Origin of the sequence: Bradyrhizobium diazoefficiens (assembly GCF_016612535.1) — a bacterium.
Lineage (GTDB): Bacteria > Pseudomonadota > Alphaproteobacteria > Rhizobiales > Xanthobacteraceae > Bradyrhizobium > Bradyrhizobium diazoefficiens_C.
Map to the genome: position 1 here is coordinate 1,589,274 of NZ_JAENXS010000001.1, position 17,976 is coordinate 1,607,249.

19 protein-coding genes, 1 tRNA gene and 1 pseudogene are annotated in these 17,976 nt (G+C 62.5%); 13 read left to right on the top strand and 8 right to left on the bottom strand.

The genetic code is table 11. The annotated features are described in order from the left end of the window. Positions 1–18: 18 nt before the first annotated feature. Genes JJE66_RS07530 through JJE66_RS07540 form a run of 3 tightly spaced genes read right to left on the bottom strand, consistent with a single transcriptional unit; the run spans position 19 to position 1,705 of the window. Positions 19–960, bottom strand: coding sequence for a restriction endonuclease (locus JJE66_RS07530; RefSeq protein ID WP_200513537.1), 942 nt, complete (start codon positions 958–960; stop codon positions 19–21). 11 nt (positions 961–971) lie between these two features. After that, positions 972–1,406, bottom strand: coding sequence for a type II toxin-antitoxin system VapC family toxin (locus JJE66_RS07535; RefSeq protein ID WP_200513538.1), 435 nt, complete (start codon positions 1,404–1,406; stop codon positions 972–974). Beyond that, a complete protein-coding gene (locus JJE66_RS07540; RefSeq protein ID WP_200513539.1) occupies positions 1,403–1,705 on the bottom strand; it encodes a hypothetical protein in 303 nt (100 codons plus the stop codon). The genes JJE66_RS07535 and JJE66_RS07540 overlap by 4 nt, the downstream gene beginning before the upstream one ends. Positions 1,706–2,252: 547 nt before the next feature. On the opposite strand from JJE66_RS07540, the pseudogene JJE66_RS38595 reads away from it, so the two are divergent. Then, positions 2,253–3,326, top strand: a pseudogene (locus JJE66_RS38595) (recombinase family protein); the annotation flags it as partial. A 36-nt stretch (positions 3,327–3,362) separates the two neighbouring features. Here the strand turns inward: JJE66_RS38595 and JJE66_RS38600 are convergent. From JJE66_RS38600 to JJE66_RS07550, 3 genes are all read right to left on the bottom strand, one after another. After that, positions 3,363–3,611 (bottom strand): hypothetical protein, encoded by a 249-nt coding sequence (locus JJE66_RS38600; protein ID WP_311979834.1) that lies wholly within the window; start codon positions 3,609–3,611, stop codon positions 3,363–3,365. 51 nt (positions 3,612–3,662) lie between these two features. Continuing rightward, entirely contained in the window at positions 3,663–3,860 is a 198-nt protein-coding gene (locus JJE66_RS38605) for a hypothetical protein (protein WP_311979835.1), read from the bottom strand. A gap of 7 nt (positions 3,861–3,867) precedes the next feature. After that, positions 3,868–3,944 (bottom strand) — tRNA-Met (locus tag JJE66_RS07550). A gap of 392 nt (positions 3,945–4,336) precedes the next feature. On the opposite strand from JJE66_RS07550, the gene JJE66_RS07555 reads away from it, so the two are divergent. From JJE66_RS07555 to JJE66_RS07570, 4 genes are all read left to right on the top strand, one after another. Next, positions 4,337–5,713 (top strand): coniferyl aldehyde dehydrogenase, encoded by a 1,377-nt coding sequence (locus JJE66_RS07555; protein ID WP_246756319.1) that lies wholly within the window; start codon positions 4,337–4,339, stop codon positions 5,711–5,713. 70 nt (positions 5,714–5,783) lie between these two features. Next, positions 5,784–7,376 (top strand): GMC family oxidoreductase, encoded by a 1,593-nt coding sequence (locus tag JJE66_RS07560; protein ID WP_200513541.1) that lies wholly within the window; start codon positions 5,784–5,786, stop codon positions 7,374–7,376. A 320-nt stretch (positions 7,377–7,696) separates the two neighbouring features. Continuing rightward, positions 7,697–8,209, top strand: a complete 513-nt coding sequence (locus tag JJE66_RS07565; RefSeq protein ID WP_200513542.1) for a CvpA family protein — start codon at positions 7,697–7,699, stop codon at positions 8,207–8,209. A 180-nt stretch (positions 8,210–8,389) separates the two neighbouring features. Further along, the gene (locus tag JJE66_RS07570; protein ID WP_200513543.1) at positions 8,390–9,172 is read left to right on the top strand and encodes an SDR family oxidoreductase; all 783 of its coding nucleotides are present in this window, start codon (positions 8,390–8,392) and stop codon (positions 9,170–9,172) included. Positions 9,173–9,226: 54 nt separating this feature from the next. Here JJE66_RS07570 and JJE66_RS07575 read toward each other — a convergent pair whose 3' ends face one another. After that, entirely contained in the window at positions 9,227–9,658 is a 432-nt protein-coding gene (locus tag JJE66_RS07575; protein WP_200513544.1) for a DUF3775 domain-containing protein, read from the bottom strand. A 122-nt stretch (positions 9,659–9,780) separates the two neighbouring features. Here JJE66_RS07575 and JJE66_RS07580 point away from each other — a divergent pair, with 122 nt between their 5' ends. The 6 genes from JJE66_RS07580 (at position 9,781) to JJE66_RS07605 (ending at position 15,036) form a co-directional block, all read left to right on the top strand. Next, entirely contained in the window at positions 9,781–10,632 is an 852-nt protein-coding gene (locus JJE66_RS07580; RefSeq protein ID WP_200513545.1) for an MBL fold metallo-hydrolase, read from the top strand. 248 nt (positions 10,633–10,880) lie between these two features. Continuing rightward, positions 10,881–11,723 carry a fumarylacetoacetate hydrolase family protein gene (locus JJE66_RS07585; protein ID WP_200513546.1) on the top strand — a complete coding sequence of 281 codons (843 nt, stop codon included), beginning with the start codon at positions 10,881–10,883 and terminating at the stop codon, positions 11,721–11,723. A gap of 161 nt (positions 11,724–11,884) precedes the next feature. After that, positions 11,885–12,496 (top strand): glutathione S-transferase family protein, encoded by a 612-nt coding sequence (locus tag JJE66_RS07590; protein WP_200513548.1) that lies wholly within the window; start codon positions 11,885–11,887, stop codon positions 12,494–12,496. Positions 12,497–12,510: 14 nt separating this feature from the next. Next, a complete protein-coding gene (locus JJE66_RS07595; protein ID WP_200513549.1) occupies positions 12,511–13,377 on the top strand; it encodes an MBL fold metallo-hydrolase in 867 nt (288 codons plus the stop codon). A gap of 26 nt (positions 13,378–13,403) precedes the next feature. Further along, a complete protein-coding gene (locus tag JJE66_RS07600; protein WP_200513550.1) occupies positions 13,404–14,561 on the top strand; it encodes an alpha/beta hydrolase in 1,158 nt (385 codons plus the stop codon). 112 nt (positions 14,562–14,673) lie between these two features. After that, on the top strand, positions 14,674–15,036 hold the full coding sequence (locus JJE66_RS07605; RefSeq protein WP_200513551.1) for a hypothetical protein: 363 nt from the start codon (positions 14,674–14,676) through the stop codon (positions 15,034–15,036). 181 nt (positions 15,037–15,217) lie between these two features. Here JJE66_RS07605 and JJE66_RS07610 read toward each other — a convergent pair whose 3' ends face one another. Continuing rightward, positions 15,218–15,940, bottom strand: a complete 723-nt coding sequence (locus JJE66_RS07610) for a hypothetical protein (protein WP_200513552.1) — start codon at positions 15,938–15,940, stop codon at positions 15,218–15,220. A gap of 164 nt (positions 15,941–16,104) precedes the next feature. Between JJE66_RS07610 and mbfA the strand changes: the two genes are divergently transcribed. Together mbfA and JJE66_RS07620 are read left to right on the top strand one after the other, a co-directional pair. After that, positions 16,105–17,076, top strand: a complete 972-nt coding sequence (mbfA, locus tag JJE66_RS07615; RefSeq protein WP_200513553.1) for an iron exporter MbfA — start codon at positions 16,105–16,107, stop codon at positions 17,074–17,076. 9 nt (positions 17,077–17,085) lie between these two features. Then, the gene (locus tag JJE66_RS07620) at positions 17,086–17,949 is read left to right on the top strand and encodes a hypothetical protein (RefSeq protein WP_246756126.1); all 864 of its coding nucleotides are present in this window, start codon (positions 17,086–17,088) and stop codon (positions 17,947–17,949) included. The last annotated feature ends 27 nt before the right edge of the window (positions 17,950–17,976 follow it).

Consider the following 17,976-nt stretch of genomic DNA (forward strand, 5'->3'; position numbering starts at 1 on the left):
CGGGAGACTGGGCGGCCGTCATTCCAGGACGACCTTGAAGGAGGGATATGGTCGTCGGAAAGCGGTAAGCACTCGATCGCGCGCCCGGTCCATCTCGCGAGCTGCTGCGTCGGTCAGCATGAAAGTCGGGCAAGCGGGATTGCCGCAGCCGCAAGGTCTGATTTCGCCGGAGGACAGCAGCGCTTTGAATCGACGTCGAAGCTGGTCCAATTCACGAACAGTTAGTTCGAGGGCGCTGCGGATGCTGGCATCGCGGATGTGATGAAGCGAAGGAAGTCGGTGGATTTCGACGCCCTCCCGCGTTTGCCAGATGCCCGTGCTGAGCACCCGGATCGTGTCGTCAATGGCCTGTTGGAATGCGTGGAGATTGCTCTCTTCTTGAAATGGCGTCCGAAACGCCGGCCGATCGAAGGCACGGGCGAACATTGCAAGGTCCTGCTCGTCATCGACGTCTTGAAACTTGTCGACGAAATTGCGCAACTCGACTTCGCTGTCGGGAAACGGAACGCCGTCGACCAGGCGCCGCAGAAGGAATTCGGCTCGAAGCCGGAGCTGCTCCTCGAACTCCGTGCCAGACCAGATCGCTACTTTAGGGACGCCCAATTTCGCGGCCGCCGAGCGAACCTCATCGCGGCGTTGGGCCGAGACACTGCCGCGGCACACGAACTTGAAAGCGTCAGGTTTGCCGGTCGTAGCTTTGACCGCGGCTGCCATATCCTTCTCGGCCTTTGCCCGAGTCAGGCTGCCGCGATTGACGCATTGAATGACGGTGCGTTCGTCAGGCTGGTCGTCGAACGGACGTGTGCCGATGATGTCACGCCCTTGGTCGCTTCCCGTCTGGCCGAACCAAGCGGGGTCAGTCCAGCCATCGCAGAGGTGATAGGCGAACACGAGGCGTTCGAACTCGATGCCGCTGAAATCCTCGAAGTGAATAGGCCGGACCGTTCGAGCTATCCTCACCTGTCTACCTCCTAACTCCCAGAGCTGCGAAGCGGGTTGAGGATCTGAACACCCTCGAAATCCTTTTCATTGTCTGTCACGACGACGCAGTGATTGGCCTCGGCAACCGCAGCGATGATGGTGTCGAGTGCGCTTCTGGGACGTCCCTTTGCCTTCCCACCAGCCATAAGACTGGCCCAGATGAGGCCAGCTTTCTCGTCAAACGGCAGGACGCGACCGGCGAACAGCGCTTGCGGACCTTCGGGGCCGGCGAACCAAGTTTCGAGGGTGCTGCGCTTCTTGCCTTTCGGTTTCTCCAAGATGCCTCGGCGGATTTCGGCGACGGTAAGCGAAGCGATGAAGAGGTCGTCGTCTTTCTGCGCGCCCATCCAAGCCAGCAGCGAGCCCGACGGCTCCGGCTTTATGACATTGCTAATGATATTTGTATCAAGAAGGTAGCGCGTCACAGATCGACCTTACGCCCCTCTTCTCGCGGACGGCTGAGGTCGAGATCCGCGCCAACCAGAGGAGAGCGACGCAACGCGGCGAGAATGCCGCCCGCTTTCTGAGGCTCACCTGCCACCGCCTGCTGTATGGTCCGACGGAGCTGCCCGGCTTCCGGACTGTCCTCCGTCAATTTCCGGGCAAGGGATCGAAGCAGATCGCGGTCGGCGTCGAGCGCCTGGACCTCGAACCGCGCGATGCCACGCTCGGTCAGGCGGGACCGATAATTCTCGAGGGCTCTCTTCTGCGCACTGTTGCTCATCGCCTGCCTCCATGCTATATCCAGATATATAGCCACGTTTTCTGTGGAGTGCAAGGCTGGTGGATTTGTTATCGGTCCCGGCAAATGAAGACGGCCTCTCCAAGGTGCCGGAAGGTGCCATCGTGGCAAGACGCCCTCCTTCCAAGGAGGGCGATCACAAATATATTATTGCTACGATGGCCATCGACCCGCGCACCGCCACTACGCTGCCCCCCGCCAGCACCCGCCCAAGCGCGACACAAGCCATTGATTTACAACACGTTTTCATCTTGCCAACGCGCCATCACTTGGCATCATTGTCTCGAAGCGGAGTTTTCCGCGCGTGGACAAGGACGCGAACGTGGCGCGACCAAGACGTACAACAGCCGACAAGCTTCGTGTGGTCGCCGACGCGACCCGCGAACCGGCTGTGCCTGCGTCGTCGAAGCCCGATCCACGCCTCATCGATCTGGTCCGGCTGCTGGCGCGACAGGCTGCACGGGACTTCGTTCAGGCTGAAACAAACAACCGGACGCGAGACCGCCTCCCGGAGTAAGGAGGTCGCCTCATGAAGGTCGCGCTCTACGCCCGCTACTCATCGGACAATCAGCGAGACGCCTCGATCGAGGATCAGTTGCGGGTCTGCCGCCTGCATGCAGAAAAGCAAGGCTGGACGGTCGTCGACAGCTATACCGACCGCGCGATCTCCGGGGCGTCGCTACTGCGCCCCGGCATTCAAGAGCTGATCAGCGACGCGATGCGCGGCAAATTCGTCGTCGTGCTCGCAGAGGCGATGGATCGCCTGAGCCGCGATCAGGAGGATATCGCTGGACTGTTCAAACGTATGGCCTTCAGCGGAGTGCGTATCGTCACGCTGTCGGAAGGTGACGTGACGCATCTGCATGTCGGTCTCAAGGGCACGATGAACGCCCTCTTCCTGAAGGACCTAGCCGACAAGACGCGCCGCGGGCTGCGCGGCCGCGTCGAGGACGGCAAGTCCGGTGGTGGGCTGTGTTTCGGCTATGACGTGGTGAAGCAGTTCGCGGCAAATGGCGAGCCGATCCGCGGCGATCGGACGATCAACGAGGCCGAGGCTGCCATCATCCGCCGCATCTTCGCGGACTACATTGCCGGCAAATCATCGCGCGCGATTGCCTTTGAGCTGAACAAGGAAGGCGTGGCCGGGCCGCAGGGCTCCGAGTGGGGACCGTCGACGATCCATGGCAATCCGAAGCGCGGCGTTGGCATCCTCAACAACGAACTGTATGTCGGCCGTCTCGTCTGGAACCGGCTCCGCTATCTGAAGGACCCGGACACGGGAAAGCGGGTGTCGCGTCTCAATCCTGAATCCGAGTGGGTGATTCAGGAGGTGCCGGAGATGCGCATCATTGACCAGGAAGTCTGGGATGCGGTGAAGGCGCGCCAACAATTACTCGCCTATGAGGCGCCTGAGCCCGGCGAGAACCCGTTGAACGAGCGGCGACGCCCGAAGCACTTGTTCGCCGGTCTTGTGAAGTGTGGCTGCTGCGGTGGCGGTTACACGATGATCTCGAAGGATCTGCTCGGCTGCGCGACTTCGCGGAACAAAGGCACGTGCGATAACCGCCTGAACATCAGGCGGGACGCTCTCGAAGCCTCGGTGCTCAGCGGTTTGCGAACCCACCTGATGGAGCCCGAGCTATTCAAGGAATTCTGTGACGAGTTCACGCGCGAGGTGAACCGGCTGCGTATTGAGCGTAGCGCAGACATCATCAGTCAACGGAAAGAGTTGGAACGCGTCCAGCGGGACTTGGATCGAGCGATCCAAGCCATCCTGGATGGGGTGCCCGGCGCGCAGCTCAAGGACAAGATCGGCAGCCTCGAAGCCCGTAAGGCAGAACTCACCGAGTTGCTGGCTAACGCGGAAGAGCCGCCGCCTCTCCTGCATCCGAACATGGCGGAGATTTACCGCCAGCGGATTTCGACGCTCTATGAGAGCCTACAGAGCGAAGACGGCAAGGCCGAGGCTGCGGAACTCTTCCGAACGCTGGTCGATCAGGTCACGCTCGTGCCCGACGAGGCCGAGCTGGCGATCGTGCTGCGCGGCGACCTGGCAGCGATCCTGCGGTTTGCGGCGAACAAGAAAAACCCCGACGTCCTTTCGGAAGCCGGGGTTTTGGGTGCCTTGCTTTCGCAAGTATCGTTGGTTGCGGGGATAGGATTTGAACCTATGACCTTCAGGTTATGAGCCTGACGAGCTACCGGGCTGCTCCACCCCGCGTTAAACCGTTGCGCGCCTTCAAAGAAAATGCCCGGGACGGTGGATTGAGGGCCAACGCTGCTCGCGTGGCTTGCTTCTCCCGTCCCAAAGGCTTCCTTGGAAGGCAACCCCGGGCAAGGCCCGTCGGGTGCTGGGGGTATGTATCAACCCGAACCGCCTTTGGAAAGGGCTGAGGGGACGTTTTTTCAACTTTGTGACAGTTAACCGGCGCGGATTCCGCCCGGTTCGCCACACACTTGCCAGAAGTTCCACAAACGGCCAGCTTGCGGCGACAAAACAGAAGGCGAAACGCCGATTTGGGGAGGACCGCCTTGGAGACTTCCTTGGACAACGCATCGAACCGCCTCCTGGCGAGTGCCCCGCTGGCCGCGCTGACGGACAGTTTTCAGGCCATGGTCGCGCGCTCGCGGGCCGAGCCGGCGCCTGATTGCGCCGAGCGGCTCGACCGGCTGGCGCGGCTGCGCGCCGTGGTCGCCGCCAATGAAGAGCGTTTTCGGCAGGCGATCTCAGCCGATTTCGGCCACCGCTCGGCGGTCGAGACCAATATCGCCGAGACGATGATGGTGTTCTCCGAGATCCGGCATGCGTCAAAGCACCTGAAGAGCTGGATGGCACCGCAGCGGGTGGCGACCGCGCTGCAATTCCTGCCCGCGCGCAACCGGTTGATCCCGCAGCCGCTCGGAATCGTCGGCATCATCGCGCCCTGGAATTATCCGCTGCAGCTGACGCTCGCGCCCGCGATCGGCGCCATCGCGGCCGGCAACCGCGTGATCATCAAGCCGAGCGAACTGGTGCCGCACTTCTCCGCGCTGCTGAGGGAGGCGGTCGCCGAGACGTTCGATGCCACGGAGCTGCTCGTCACCGGCGTCGAGGACGAGATCGCAAAGGGTTTTGCCAGCCTGCCGTTCGATCATCTCGTGTTCACCGGCTCGACGCGGGCCGGGCGGCTGGTCGCGGAGGCTGCGGGGCGCAATCTCACGCCTGTGACGCTCGAGCTCGGCGGCAAGTCGCCGGCGATCATCGATGTGTCAGCCGATCTCGACGAGGCGGCCGAGCGCATCGCCTACGGCAAGCTGCTCAATGCCGGGCAGACCTGCATCGCGCCGGACTATGTGCTGGTGCCGGAGAGCGCGTTGCAGGCCTTCGCCGAGAAGGTGCGCGCGCAGATGCGGCGGATGTTCGGCACCGATCCCGCCAACAAGGACTACACCTCGATCATTTCCGATCGGCATTATGCGCGGCTCGAAGCGCTGGTCGCAGATGCCGCGCAGCGCGGCGCGAAGATTTTGCAACCGGCGCAGGCGGACGATCCGAACTGGAAGGCGCATCGCAAATTCCCGCCGACGCTGATCCTTGGTGCGACCGAGGAGATGGCCGCGATGCAGGAGGAGATCTTTGGCCCGGTGCTGCCGGTGCTGGGCATTCGCGATTCCGCAGACGCGATCGCCTTCATCAATCGCCGCGACCGGCCGCTGGCGCTATACTGGTTCGGCAGGGACCGCGACGCGCGTGACGAGGTACTGGCGCGCACTGTCTCCGGCGGAGTCACGATCAACGACTGCCTGTTTCACTTCGCGCAAACGAACCAGCCGATGGGCGGCGTCGGCGCCTCCGGCACCGGTGCCTATCACGGCGAATGGGGTTTTAGGACGTTCAGCAAACTGAAGCCGGTATTTTATCGCTCCAAGTTCAACCGCCTCGCCGATCTCTATCCGCCCTATGGCGGCAAGATCGCGCGGCTGGAGAAGATGATGCGGTTCATGTCGTAGCGGCTCAACGCCGTCGTTGCGAGCGAAGCAATGACGAAAACAACAAAAAGACTCTCAGGGGGAAACACACGTGACTGACACATTCGATTTCGTCGTGGTGGGCGGGGGCTCCGGCGGCTGCGCGGTGGCGGGCCGGCTGTCGGAGGATGCGACGACATCCGTAGCCCTGCTCGATGCCGGCGGACGCAACGACAATTGGCGGATCACGACGCCGTTCGGGCTGGCCCTGCCATACAAGGCAGCCAACTGGGCCTTCGATACCGTGCCGCAGAAGGGATTGAACGGCCGCATCGGCTATCAACCGCGCGGCAAGGGCCTCGGCGGCTCCTCCGCGGTCAACGCCATGGTCTACATCCGCGGCCACAAATGGGACTACGACCACTGGGCCTCGCTCGGCAATGAAGGCTGGTCGTATGCCGACGTGCTGCCCTATTTCAAGCGCTCGGAGAACAATTTCGATTTCGACGGCGCGTATCACGGCAAGGGCGGCCCGCTGCATGTCAACAGGCTGCGCTCGGACAATCCGATCCATGACGTCTTCCATCAGGCCGCGCGCGAGGCGCAATTCCGCATCCGCGAGGACTTCAATGAAGAGGATCACGAAGGGCTCGGCAGCTATCAGGTGACGCAGCACAAGGGCGAGCGCTGGAGCGCGGCACGCGCCTATCTGCAGCCCCACATGGACAAGCGCGCCAATCTGCGCGTCGAGACCGGGGCGCATACCACGAAAATCCTGTTCGAAAATGGCCGCGCGGTCGGCATCGAATATGTGCAGGGCAAGCAGACAAAGCAGCTGCGCGCCCGCCGCGAGGTGATCCTTGCCGGCGGCGCCTTCCAGTCACCACAATTGCTGATGCTGTCGGGCATCGGCGATGGCGAGGCGCTTGGCAAGCACGGTATCGGCGTCACGCATCATCTGCCCGGCGTCGGGCGCAATCTGCAGGATCATCCGGATTTCGTGTTCGTCTACGCCTCCGACTATCCGCACTTCGTGCATGCATCGCTTGGCCGGTTGCCATCCCTGCTCCGCGCCATCCAGCGCTACCGCCGGGAGCGGCGCGGCCTGATGACCACCAATTTCGCCGAGTGTGGCGGCTTCCTGAAGACCCGGTCCGACCTCGAAATATCGGACATTCAGCTGCACTTCGTCATCGCGATGCTCGACGATCACGGCCGCAAGAAGCACAAGGAGGCGGGCTTCTCATGCCATGTCTGCCTGTTGCGGCCGACGAGCCGCGGCAGCGTCTGGCTGAAAAGCGCCGATCCGCTCGCTGCCCCCATGATCGATCCGAACTTCTTAGGGGAAGCGGAGGATCTCGAGGCGATGGTCGCGGCCTTCAAGACGACGCGCCGGCTGATGGAGACGCCTGCGCTGCGCGCGCTGCAGAAGAAGGACATGTTCACGTCCGATGTGCGCACCGACGACGACATCCGCGCCATCCTGCGCGAACGCGTCGACACCGTCTATCACCCCGTCGGCACCTGCAAGATGGGCACGGATGCGATGGCCGTGGTCGATCCGACGCTGAAGGTGCACGGCGTGGAAGGCCTGCGCGTCGTCGACGCCTCGATCATGCCGACACTGATCGGCGGCAACACCAATGCGCCGACCATCATGATCGCCGAGAAGGCGGCGGATATGATCAAGGCGGAGATGCGGTAGTCGCTCTCCCTCGCTCCGCTCTTGCGGGGAGAGGGTTGGGGTGAGGGGCTGCCTCGGCAAAAATGGTCATAGTTGGACTCGCGGAGAGTCCCCCTCACCCGGATTGCATCTTTGATGCAATCCGGCCTCTCCCCGCAGGCGGGGAGAGGCGAAGAAGGACCGGGACGCCGGCCACGAGGGTGGTTTCTTTACCAGCGTCGAGTAAGCCTGATATTCGCGCAATCCCTGAGCTCTTGAAGCGAAAAAATACAGACGATTTTAGCGATCTGAAACCGGAACGATCGCTTCGGCGTTCATTCGTTCCAAGGCAGGTTTCGCCCATGAACAGTTTCGATCTCGCCGTCTATGCCGCGCTCGCAATTGCCATCGGCTTCGGGTTCAGGACCGGCCTGCTGCGCAGCGCCATGACCATCCTCGCTTATCTCCTCGCCGCGCCGATCGCTGTCTCGCTGATGCCGATGGTCGCGCCGCAGATCGCCGACAACCCGAATGCGCCGCAGCTTCAGAACTGGATCTGGTTCTTCGGCATCTTCCTGGTGGTCGGCATGTTGCTGGGGTATATTGGCCGCTTCGTGCTCGACGACACGATCCGCGAGACCGGGATCGGCGACCGCCTCGGCGGCGCCGCGCTCGGCGCCATCAGGGTCGGCCTCGTCGCCACCACGCTGGTGCTGGTGTTCGACCAGATCGTACCGGCCAATCATCAGCCGCCCTTCCTCGCCGGTTCGCATCTGCGGCCGCTGTTCTCGGCGGTCGGACAGATGGGCTTCAGGTCGCTGCCGCCGGAGGCGGCTGCGGCGATCGACCGCCTCAAGCAGGAGCGCCGCATCTGAAGTGTTTGGGCATGATCTTTTCGGAAAACCGCTACACACTTTTCCGGATCATGCCCGCGGATTTGCATCGCCGCAGCGTGCGCCATGCATTTTGACGCGACTCCGTCCCTTACCAGCGGCGCCACGATTGGCTAGAGTGCCGCCGTCGAAAAGCCTGCCTGACATTACGGGAGTGAAACAGTGGATCTTGGGATCAAAGGTCGCCGCGCCATCGTCTGCGCATCCAGCAAGGGCCTCGGCCGCGCTTGCGCCATCTCGCTGGCCGAAGCCGGCGTTGACGTCACGCTGACCGCGCGCGGCGCCGACGCGCTGAAGAAGACGGCCGAGGACATCCGCAAAGCCTATCCTGGTGTGAAGGTCACCGAGATCGTCGGCGACATCACGACGCCCGCGGGCCGTGAGGCCGTGCTCAAGGCCTGCCCCGAGCCTGATATCCTGATCAACAATGCCGGCGGCCCGCCGCCCGGCGATTTCCGCAACTGGACCCGCGACGACTGGATCAAGGCGATCGACGCCAACATGCTGACCCCGATCGAGCTGATCAAGTCGACGGTGGACGGCATGATGGCGCGCAAGTTCGGCCGAATCGTCAACATCACCTCGGCCGCGGTGAAGGCGCCGATCGACATTCTCGGCCTCTCCAACGGCGCGCGCGCCGGACTCACCGGCTTCATCGCCGGCCTGTCGCGCAAGACCGTCATCAACAACGTCACCATCAACGGCCTGCTGCCGGGTCCGTTCGAGACCGACCGTCTGACCGGCACCGCAAAGGCCGAGGCCGACAAGCGCGGCACGACGCCCGAGCAGATTCTCACTGAACGCGCCAAGCTCAACCCCGCCGGCCGCTTCGGCCAGCCCGACGAGTTCGGCTATGCCTGTGCCTTCCTCTGCGGCGCCAAGGCCGGCTTCATCACGGGGCAGAACATCCTGCTCGACGGTGGTGCGTTCCCGGGGACGCTCTGAGAGCGGTCCGATACGAGCAAACGGGACCGGCGGCGGACGTCCTCATCTGAGGACTCACGCCACCGGCGTGGTCCGCTCGTCGGACCAGTCGATGCCGAGTTCGTCCATGCCGTCGGCGAGGAGATCGCCGAGCATCGGCTCGCCCAGGAGATATTGCACCGTCTCGCGCCGCGGAGACTTGTACTCTCTGCGCGCCTCGACCGCGCGAGCGCGCAGATCGTCCCACTCCTCCGCATCGCCATCGCCGCGACCCATCCACATCAGGGTGACGAGGTCGAGCTGCTCGTCCTCGTTCAACGCCTGGATGAAGCCCCCGAGCTCGGCCGTGACCGGATCGGAATTGGTGTCTTCGAGCACGTCGATCTCGTCGTCATCGGACGGGTTGGAGCCCGAATCCGGATCGGAGGCCGCTTCCTTGACGTCGAATTCGCGCGCTTTCTCGATGATGAAGGCGACCTTGTCGGCGGAAATGGCTAGCTCTGGCATGGGCTCCCCTTCGGGTCTCGGTGGGTTCCTCGGATAACGCAATATCGCGACAGATGATCCATTGCGTTAGACGGCGGAAGGCCGCATCTTTCGCGAAAGCAAGAAAATTGAGGATACGCCGCATGCAGTGGAAGGTAGGCCGAGTCAAAATCACCAAGGTGGTGGAATTGGAGACAGTCGGCTCGACCCGCTTCATCCTGCCTTTGGCCAGCAACGACGAGATCCAGAAGCTGCCCTGGCTGATCCCGCATTTCGCCACCGAACAAGGCCGGCTGAAAATGTCGATCCATTCCCTGGTGGTGGAGACGCCGACGCAACGGATCGTGGTCGATACCGGACTCGGCAACAACAAGCAGGGCCGCAACGTGCCGACCTGGAACAACCGCACCACGCCATTCCCTGAGATGATGACGCAAGCCGGCTTCGCGCCCGACAGCATCGACACCGTGCTGTGCACACATCTTCATGTCGACCATGTCGGCTGGAACACAAAGCTCGTCGGCGGCAAATGGGTGCCGACCTTTCCCAAGGCGCGTTACGTGTTCGGCCGCACCGAATATGAGCATTGGCGCGACCATTCGACCGAGCCGGACAAGCAGGCCGTTTTTAACGATTCCGTGAAGCCGATCATCGATGCCGACCGCGTCGATCTGATCCCCAGCGATCACCTTCTGTCCGAGGAGATCAGCATGATCCCGACGCCCGGCCACAGCCCCGGTCATATGAGCATCCTCATCCAGTCGGACGGCGAGCAGGGCCTGCTGACCGGCGACGTCGCCCATCACCCCTGCCAGATGGCGCATCTCGGCTGGTCCTCGACCGCGGATTCCAATCAGGCGCAGTCGGCCACCACGCGGGCAGCGCTGTTCGGCCGCTTTGCCGATACGCCGACGCTGGTGATCGGCGGGCATTTTTCGGCCGGGCATATCAAGCGAGAGGGAGATGCGTTCAGGTTTGAGGCGCTGCAATCGTAGGCTTCGCAGGGTGGGTTAGCCCCGCGGATTGCGCGAAGCGCAAACGGCTCGGCGTAACCCACCACGTCTGCCTCCGCGGATGCAGAAGAGGTGGGTTACGCCAGCGGACTGCGCTTCGCGCAGCCGCGGGCTAACTCACCCTACGCAGGAAGGGCTGCAATGCGCCTCACTTTGAGCGGTTGAATTTCCCGCCGCCCTGTTCCATGAAGCTATTTAACTGATCGGTCCATCCCAAGGGAGAAACGAGAATGAAGCTTGTTCGTTATGGCGAAAAGGGTGCGGAAAAGCCCGGCCTGATCGAGAAATCCGGCCAGTTGCGCGATTTGTCGGCGCATGTGCAGGACTTGACCGGCGAAGCCTATTCGCCGGAGTCCCTGAAGAAGCTCGCCGCCATCGATCCGGCGTCGCTGCCCGCCGTCTCCGGCAAGCCGCGCTTCGGCGCCCCCGTCACCGGCATCTCGAAATTCGTCGCCATCGGCCTCAATTACAGCGACCACGCCAAGGAAACCGGCGCGGCGATCCCGACCGAGCCGATCATCTTCATGAAGGCCAATACCTCGCTGTGCGGCGCGAACGACGCGGTCGAAAAGCCGCGCGGCTCGACCAAGCTGGACTGGGAGGTCGAGATCGCCGCCATCATCGGCACCCGCGCCAAGTACGTCTCGGAAGCCGATGCGCTGAACTACGTCGCCGGCTATTGCGTCTGCAACGATGTCTCCGAGCGCAACTTCCAGACCGAGCGCCTGGGTCAATGGACCAAGGGCAAGTCGCACGACACCTTCGGCCCGGTCGGGCCGTGGCTCGCCACCAAGGACGAGATCAAGGACGTGCAGAACTTGTCGATGTGGCTCGACGTCAACGGTCAGCGCCGCCAGACCGGCTCGACCAAGACCATGATCTTCTCGATGGCCAAGTGCATCTCCTATGTCTCGCAGTTCATGACGCTGCTGCCGGGCGACATCGTCACCACCGGCACCCCGCCCGGCGTCGGCCTCGGCATGAAGCCGCCGACCTTCCTCAATGTCGGCGACGTCATCACGCTCGGCATCGAGGGCCTCGGCGAACAGCGCCAGGAGATCGTGGCGGCGTAAGGTCTCGGGCCTCTCCCCGTCATTGCGAGCGAAGCGAAGCAATCCAGGATCCCTCCGAGGAAACAGTCTGGATTGCTTCGTCGCACCAACGCAAAATTGCTTGCAATTTTGTCGCGGGCTCCTCGCAATGACGAACTCCAACTTTCATTGGTGGATTCGACATGAAACTCTCCTTCTCCCAAGCTTCGCCCTTCGCCCGCAAGGTGCGCATCGCCGCGATCGAGCTCGGGCTGATCGACAAGATCGAATTCACGCCGGCGACCGTGGCGCCGGGCACGGTCAACGAAGACTATTCGCGCATCACGCCGCTGAAGAAGCTGCCGGTGCTGATCACCAATGACGGCGACGTGATTTTGGACTCCTACGTCATCGTCGAATATCTCAACGAGATGGCCGGCGGCAGCCTGATTCCGGATTACGGTCCGCAGCGCTGGAAGGCCAAGACCAATCACTCCCTGATCAACGGCATGCTCGATTCCATGCTGCTGTGCCGCTACGAGAAGATGGTGCGGCCGCAGGGCTTGCAATGGCAGGCGTGGTTGGACGACCACTGGAACCGGGCCTGGACCGGCATGGCGCGCTTCGAGAACATGCCCGAAGTCTTGAACGGCCCGTTCGACATCTCGCAGATCGGCCTCGTTTGCGTGCTCGGCTATGCCGACTTCCGCTTCGCCGATTGCGGCTGGCGCAAGGCCTATCCCAAGCTCGACGCCTTTCATCAGAAGATGCTGGAGCGGCCCTCGGTGAAGATCTCGGTGCCGCCGGCGGCATAATAGCGGGAGTTCTCATGAGCCTGAAATACTCGGTCGGCGATCTCACCATCCATCGCATCATCGAGCAGGAAACCACGTTCTTACCTGCGCTGGAGCTCTTGCCGGGGCTCACGCCGGACGTGCTCGCGGAAAACCGCGCGTGGATGAAAGAGGCGAAGGCGCTGGACGATCAGGACGTTCTCATCCTGTGCTTCCAGTCTTATGTGATCAAGACGCCGCATCACACCATTCTGGTCGACAGCTGCATCGGCAACGACAAGCCGCGGCCGCGACCGATATGGAACATGAAGACCGACGACACCTATATGCGCGGACTTGCCGCCGCCGGCATCCCAGTTGACGACATCGACTTCGTGATGTGCACGCATCTGCATGTCGATCATGTCGGCTGGAACACGCGGCAGGAGAACGGCCGCTGGGTGCCGACCTTCCCCAAGGCGCGCTACGTGTTCGCCAAGCAGGAATTCGACTATTGGACGGAGCAGAACGCAAAAGCCCCCGTTCCGCCCTTCGCCGACAGTGTGCTGCCGGTGGTCGAGGCCAGGCGCCACGAGCTCGTGACCAACGATCACCAGATCGGCGATCACGTCCGCATTCTGCCGACGCCAGGCCACACGCCGGGCCATGTCGCCTTCACTTTCGGCCGCGGCAAGGACGATGCCGTGTTCTCCGGCGACCTCATGCACACGCCGATCCAGACGCTGTATCCGGAGATGTCGGTGAAGTTCGACGTCGACCAGGCGGCGGCGGCAACGACGCGCCGCAGCTTCCTGGAGCGCTATTGCGACACCGACACGCTGTGCTGCACCGCGCATTTCCCCTCACCGTCGGTCGGGAAGATCAGGCGCAAGGGTAGCGGGTTCGTCTGCGCGGCGGTGTAGCGTGATGCTGTAGGGTGGAGAAAGCAATGACGACACTCCCCGACATCCCCCTGCCCGCCGGTATCCGCTCTCGCACTGTTGACGGCATCAACGGCCTGCGCATGCATGTGCTGGAGGCGGGCTTCGAGACCAAGGGCCGCCCCTGCATCCTGCTGCTGCACGGTTTTCCGGAGCTCGCCTTCTCCTGGCGCAAGGTGATGCCGGCGCTCGCCGCTGCCGGCTATCACGTGCTCGCACCCGACCAGCGCGGCTATGGCCGCACCACCGGATGGACCGCCGATTACGACGGCGATCTCACGCCGTTTTCGCTGCTCAATCTGGTGCGCGACGCGCTCGCCCTGGTGTCGGCGTTCGGCTACAAGCAGGTCGATCTCGCCGGACATGATTTCGGCAGCCCGGTCGCTGCCTGGTGCGCGCTGATCCGGCCCGACGTGTTTCGTTCGGTGACGCTGATGAGTGCGCCGTTCGGCGGAGCGCCGCCGTTGCCCTTTGGCACGGTCGATAGTCCGGCGAAGCCTGCGATCGAAGATCCCGTGCATCGCGAACTCGCCGCGCTGCCGCGCCCGCGCAAACACTATCAATGGTACTACGCAACGCGTCCGGCCAACGCCGACATGCAGCACGCGCCGCAGGGCGTGCATGATTTTTTGCGCGCCTATTATCATCACAAGAGCGCGGACTGGACCGGCAACAAGCCAACTCCGCTGAAATCGTGGTCGGCGGGCGAGCTCGCAAAGCTGCCGAGCTATTACGTGATGGACCTCGGTGAGACCATGGCCGAGACGGTCGCGAAGGTGATGCCCTCGCCGGCCGCGATCGCCGCCAATCGATGGCTGCCGGACAGCGATCTCGCCTATTACAGTGCCGAATATGCCCGCACCGGATTCCAGGGCGGGCTGCAATGGTATCGCTACGGCACGACAGGCATGCTCAACAACGAGATGCAGCTGTTCGCTGGACGCAGCATCGACGTGCCCTCCTGCTTCATCTCGGGCAAGCAGGATTGGGGCACCTATCAGCGGCCCGGCGCGTTCGAAGCGATGCAGGGGCGCGGGTGCACCAAAATGCTCGGCTGCCATCTCGTCGATGGCGCCGGCCATTGGGTGCAGCAGGAACAGCCGGCCGAGGTCAGCCGGCTGCTGCTGCAATTTCTCCACCGCACCGCGGTAGATAAGACACACTGAGGCGACGCCACGATCCCGTCACAGGGCATTAATCCGCGGTTCAGGGAACATTCGGCAATGTCTGACGTTGCGGGATACCGGAACTGGGTCCGGCGACCATGGAGGAATGATGATGGACAAGAAGATCGCTGGACTATTGGGTGCGGTGGCCGCACTCGGAACGCTCGGCTCAGCCCAAGCCACGCCCGCACCGAGCGACGTGCTGCAGGCGAACTCATACGCCGACCTGCTGGAGCCGATCCAAAATGCCGGCGCCCTGCTGCAAGCCATCGATGAAGCGACGCCGCCAAAGGCCGGCGGAGAGCTTCAGGTGGCCCAGTTCTACCACCATCACCATCATCATCACCACCATCACAGCTTCTATCGCCGTCGCTATTACGACGCGCCGGTCGTGGTGGTGCCGCGGTATCGGCGGTATTATCATCACCATCACCATCACCACCATCATCACAGCTTCTATCGCCGCGACTACTGAGGTCGCTGGCGCCAGGGAATCGGATAAACAGGACCTTCGGGTCCTGTTCTATTTTTGCCGACAGGAAAATCGGGAGAAATAGGCATAATCATCCGACGCACGCGGTCGGCACAGATCACTCCCACACGAAGATACCAAGCTAGGATAAAGGCAACAGCGAGTCCGAGCGGGTCGTCTGCCGCTATTCCCCGCGTGCCTTTTCCTTCGCGGCGCGGTGCAGGTGCCGGTAAGTGCCGTCGAACACCGTATCGGATGACGACGTCCATTCGGTGCCGGCCGCCAGTTTGGGCCGGTTGGTGTAGATGCGGCGGGCCTGAAGCTCACGCTCCGCCGCCTCCTCCTCGTCCATGGGCTCGAGCTCGAAATTGGCTTCCTCGGGAATGACGAGGATTTGCGCGAAGGGCTCGTTGGGCCGGAAGATGTGGATTCGCCCTTCGGCCGGCGCCTTGAAGACGCAGAAGAACATCATCGGCCACCAATTGCGGATCAGCGCAGGGACGGCGATCGGCACGGTGTCGGTCGGATCGGTATAGAATCGCGGATGCGGCTCCGTGCGGATCGCCATGCCTTTTTCGACCTTGAGATCGAGCAGGATCTGATAGGTGTAGAACGCATCGCCAAACTTGCGAAACGGCGGCCATTCGGCTCCGCCTTCCGGCGGCTCACCCCAATCGGCTTCGAGGATCAAGCGACCATCCCTAGTCGTGACGTGAAGCTCGAAATCATAGGGATAGAACAGCTCGATGCCGTATTGCGCGCCCTCGGAAAATGGCACGCAATGCCAGACCTGTTCACGCGAGCCGTTCGCGCGCGGCTCGCGCTTGCCGGCCCATCCGGGAATTTCGAGCTTGGTGCGGCGTGGCGCCAGCCGCGGATCGTTCAGCCGAAACTTGACCTTGTCCATGTTTCACCCCGTCAACAGACATCTGCGAATTTGCGCGACCCGGCACCGCAACATGCGCCGCCGTGACGGCACAAGAGGTCGGGCTTTTCGCGTGAATTGACCCTGAACGAATTGCAGCCTATATGAATTTAGAACTATTCTAAACTGTGAGCAGGCGTTAATCCGTGAAGAATTTTGCCGATCTGTCCGAGCGCGAAGTCCTCGCCGTAGCGATCTCCGGCGAAGAGGAGGACAGCCGAATCTACATGAGCTTCGCCGAGGATCTCAAGGAACGCTATCCGGACTCGGCAAAGCTGTTCGAGCAGATGGCCGAGGAGGAACGCGGCCACCGCCACATGCTGCTGAAAATGTACGAGCAGCGCTTCGGTCCGCATCTGCCGCCGATCCGCCGCGAGGATGTGAAGGGGTTTCTGCGCCGCCGCCCGATCTGGCTGACGAAAAACCTTTCGCTCGACACCATCCGCAAGGAAGTCGAGACCATGGAGTTCCAGGCCGAGCGGTTCTACGTGAAGGCGTCCGAGCAGGCGCAGGACGTCGGCGTGCGCCGCCTGCTCGGCGACCTCGCTGAAGCCGAAAAGGGTCACGAACACGTTGCCGCCAAGCTGACCGACCAGATTCTCAAACCCGACGTGCGCGCCGAAGAGGATCGCACGAGCCGACGCATGTTCGTGCTGCAATATGTGCAGCCCGGCCTCGCCGGCCTGATGGACGGCTCGGTCTCGACCCTGGCGCCGCTGTTTGCGGCGGCCTTCGCCACGCATCAGAACTGGCAGACCTTTCTCGTTGGCCTCGCCGCCTCGATCGGCGCCGGCATCAGCATGGGATTTGCGGAAGCACTGTCGGACGACGGCTCGCTGACCGGCCGCGGCTCGCCCTGGCTGCGCGGCCTCACCTGCGGCGCGATGACGACGCTCGGCGGGCTCGGCCACACCCTGCCTTATCTCGTGCCCGACAGCTGGGCTAACGCGTTCTGGATCGCGACGGGAATCGCCGGTGTCGTCGTGTTCTTCGAATTGTGGGCAATCGCCTTCATCCGCTCGCGCTACATGGACACGCCGTTCCTGCAGGCGGTGTTTCAGATCGTGCTCGGCGGTGCCATCGTGCTGGCGGTCGGCATATTGATCGGGGCGGCGTAGGTAACGACGATGAAAAGTCTTCGTTCATATGCCGTTGCGGCCGCAAGCCTGACCGGCACATTGATCTTGCTTGCGCCGAGCGCCGCACGCGCCACCGACGAGATCCAAGTCTACAACGCCGGCATCGCCGATGTCGGCCAGTTCACGATCCAGCAGCACCTCAACTATGTCGCGCTTGGACAGAAAGACCCGCCGTTCCCCGGCGGCTTTCCGTCCAACCACAGCCTCAACGGGACGCCCGAATTCGCCTATGGCATGACCGACTGGTGGGAACTCGGGCTCTATCTGCCCTTCGCCGTGCAGGACCGGCAATTCCTCTCCGACGCCCTCAAGCTGCGCACGCTGTTCGTCTCGCCGCATGCCGAACAGCGAAATTTCTTCTACGGCGTGAATTTCGAGCTGAGCTACGAAATGCCGAAGTTCGCGCAGACGCGATGGGGACTGGAGATCCGCCCGGTCATCGGCGTGCGCAATTCGCAATATGAGTTCATCGTGAACCCGATCGTCGATATCGGGTTCGGCAACAAGGGCGAGGCCGACTTCGCGCCCGCCGCCCGGCTGGCACGCAACTTCGGTAACGATTTGTTCGCCGGTCTCGAATATTATGCCGATCTCGGCGAGATCGGAAATTTCAGCAAGCTTTCCGACCAGCAGCACACGCTGTTCGCCGTCACCGACTTCAAGGCGGGCGTATTCGACGTGGACTTTGGCGTCGGCTACGGATTGACGCCGGCGTCCGACCGCCTCGTCGTCAAGACGATCATCGGCTATGCCTTTCCCGTGCCCGGGCAAAAAGCGGACGCCAACACGCGAATGAGCAGCGGGCCCGTCAATCCGTTCATCCATGCCGCAACGCGCGGTTTCCAATCCTGATCGACCTCAATCATTGATGCGAGTAAG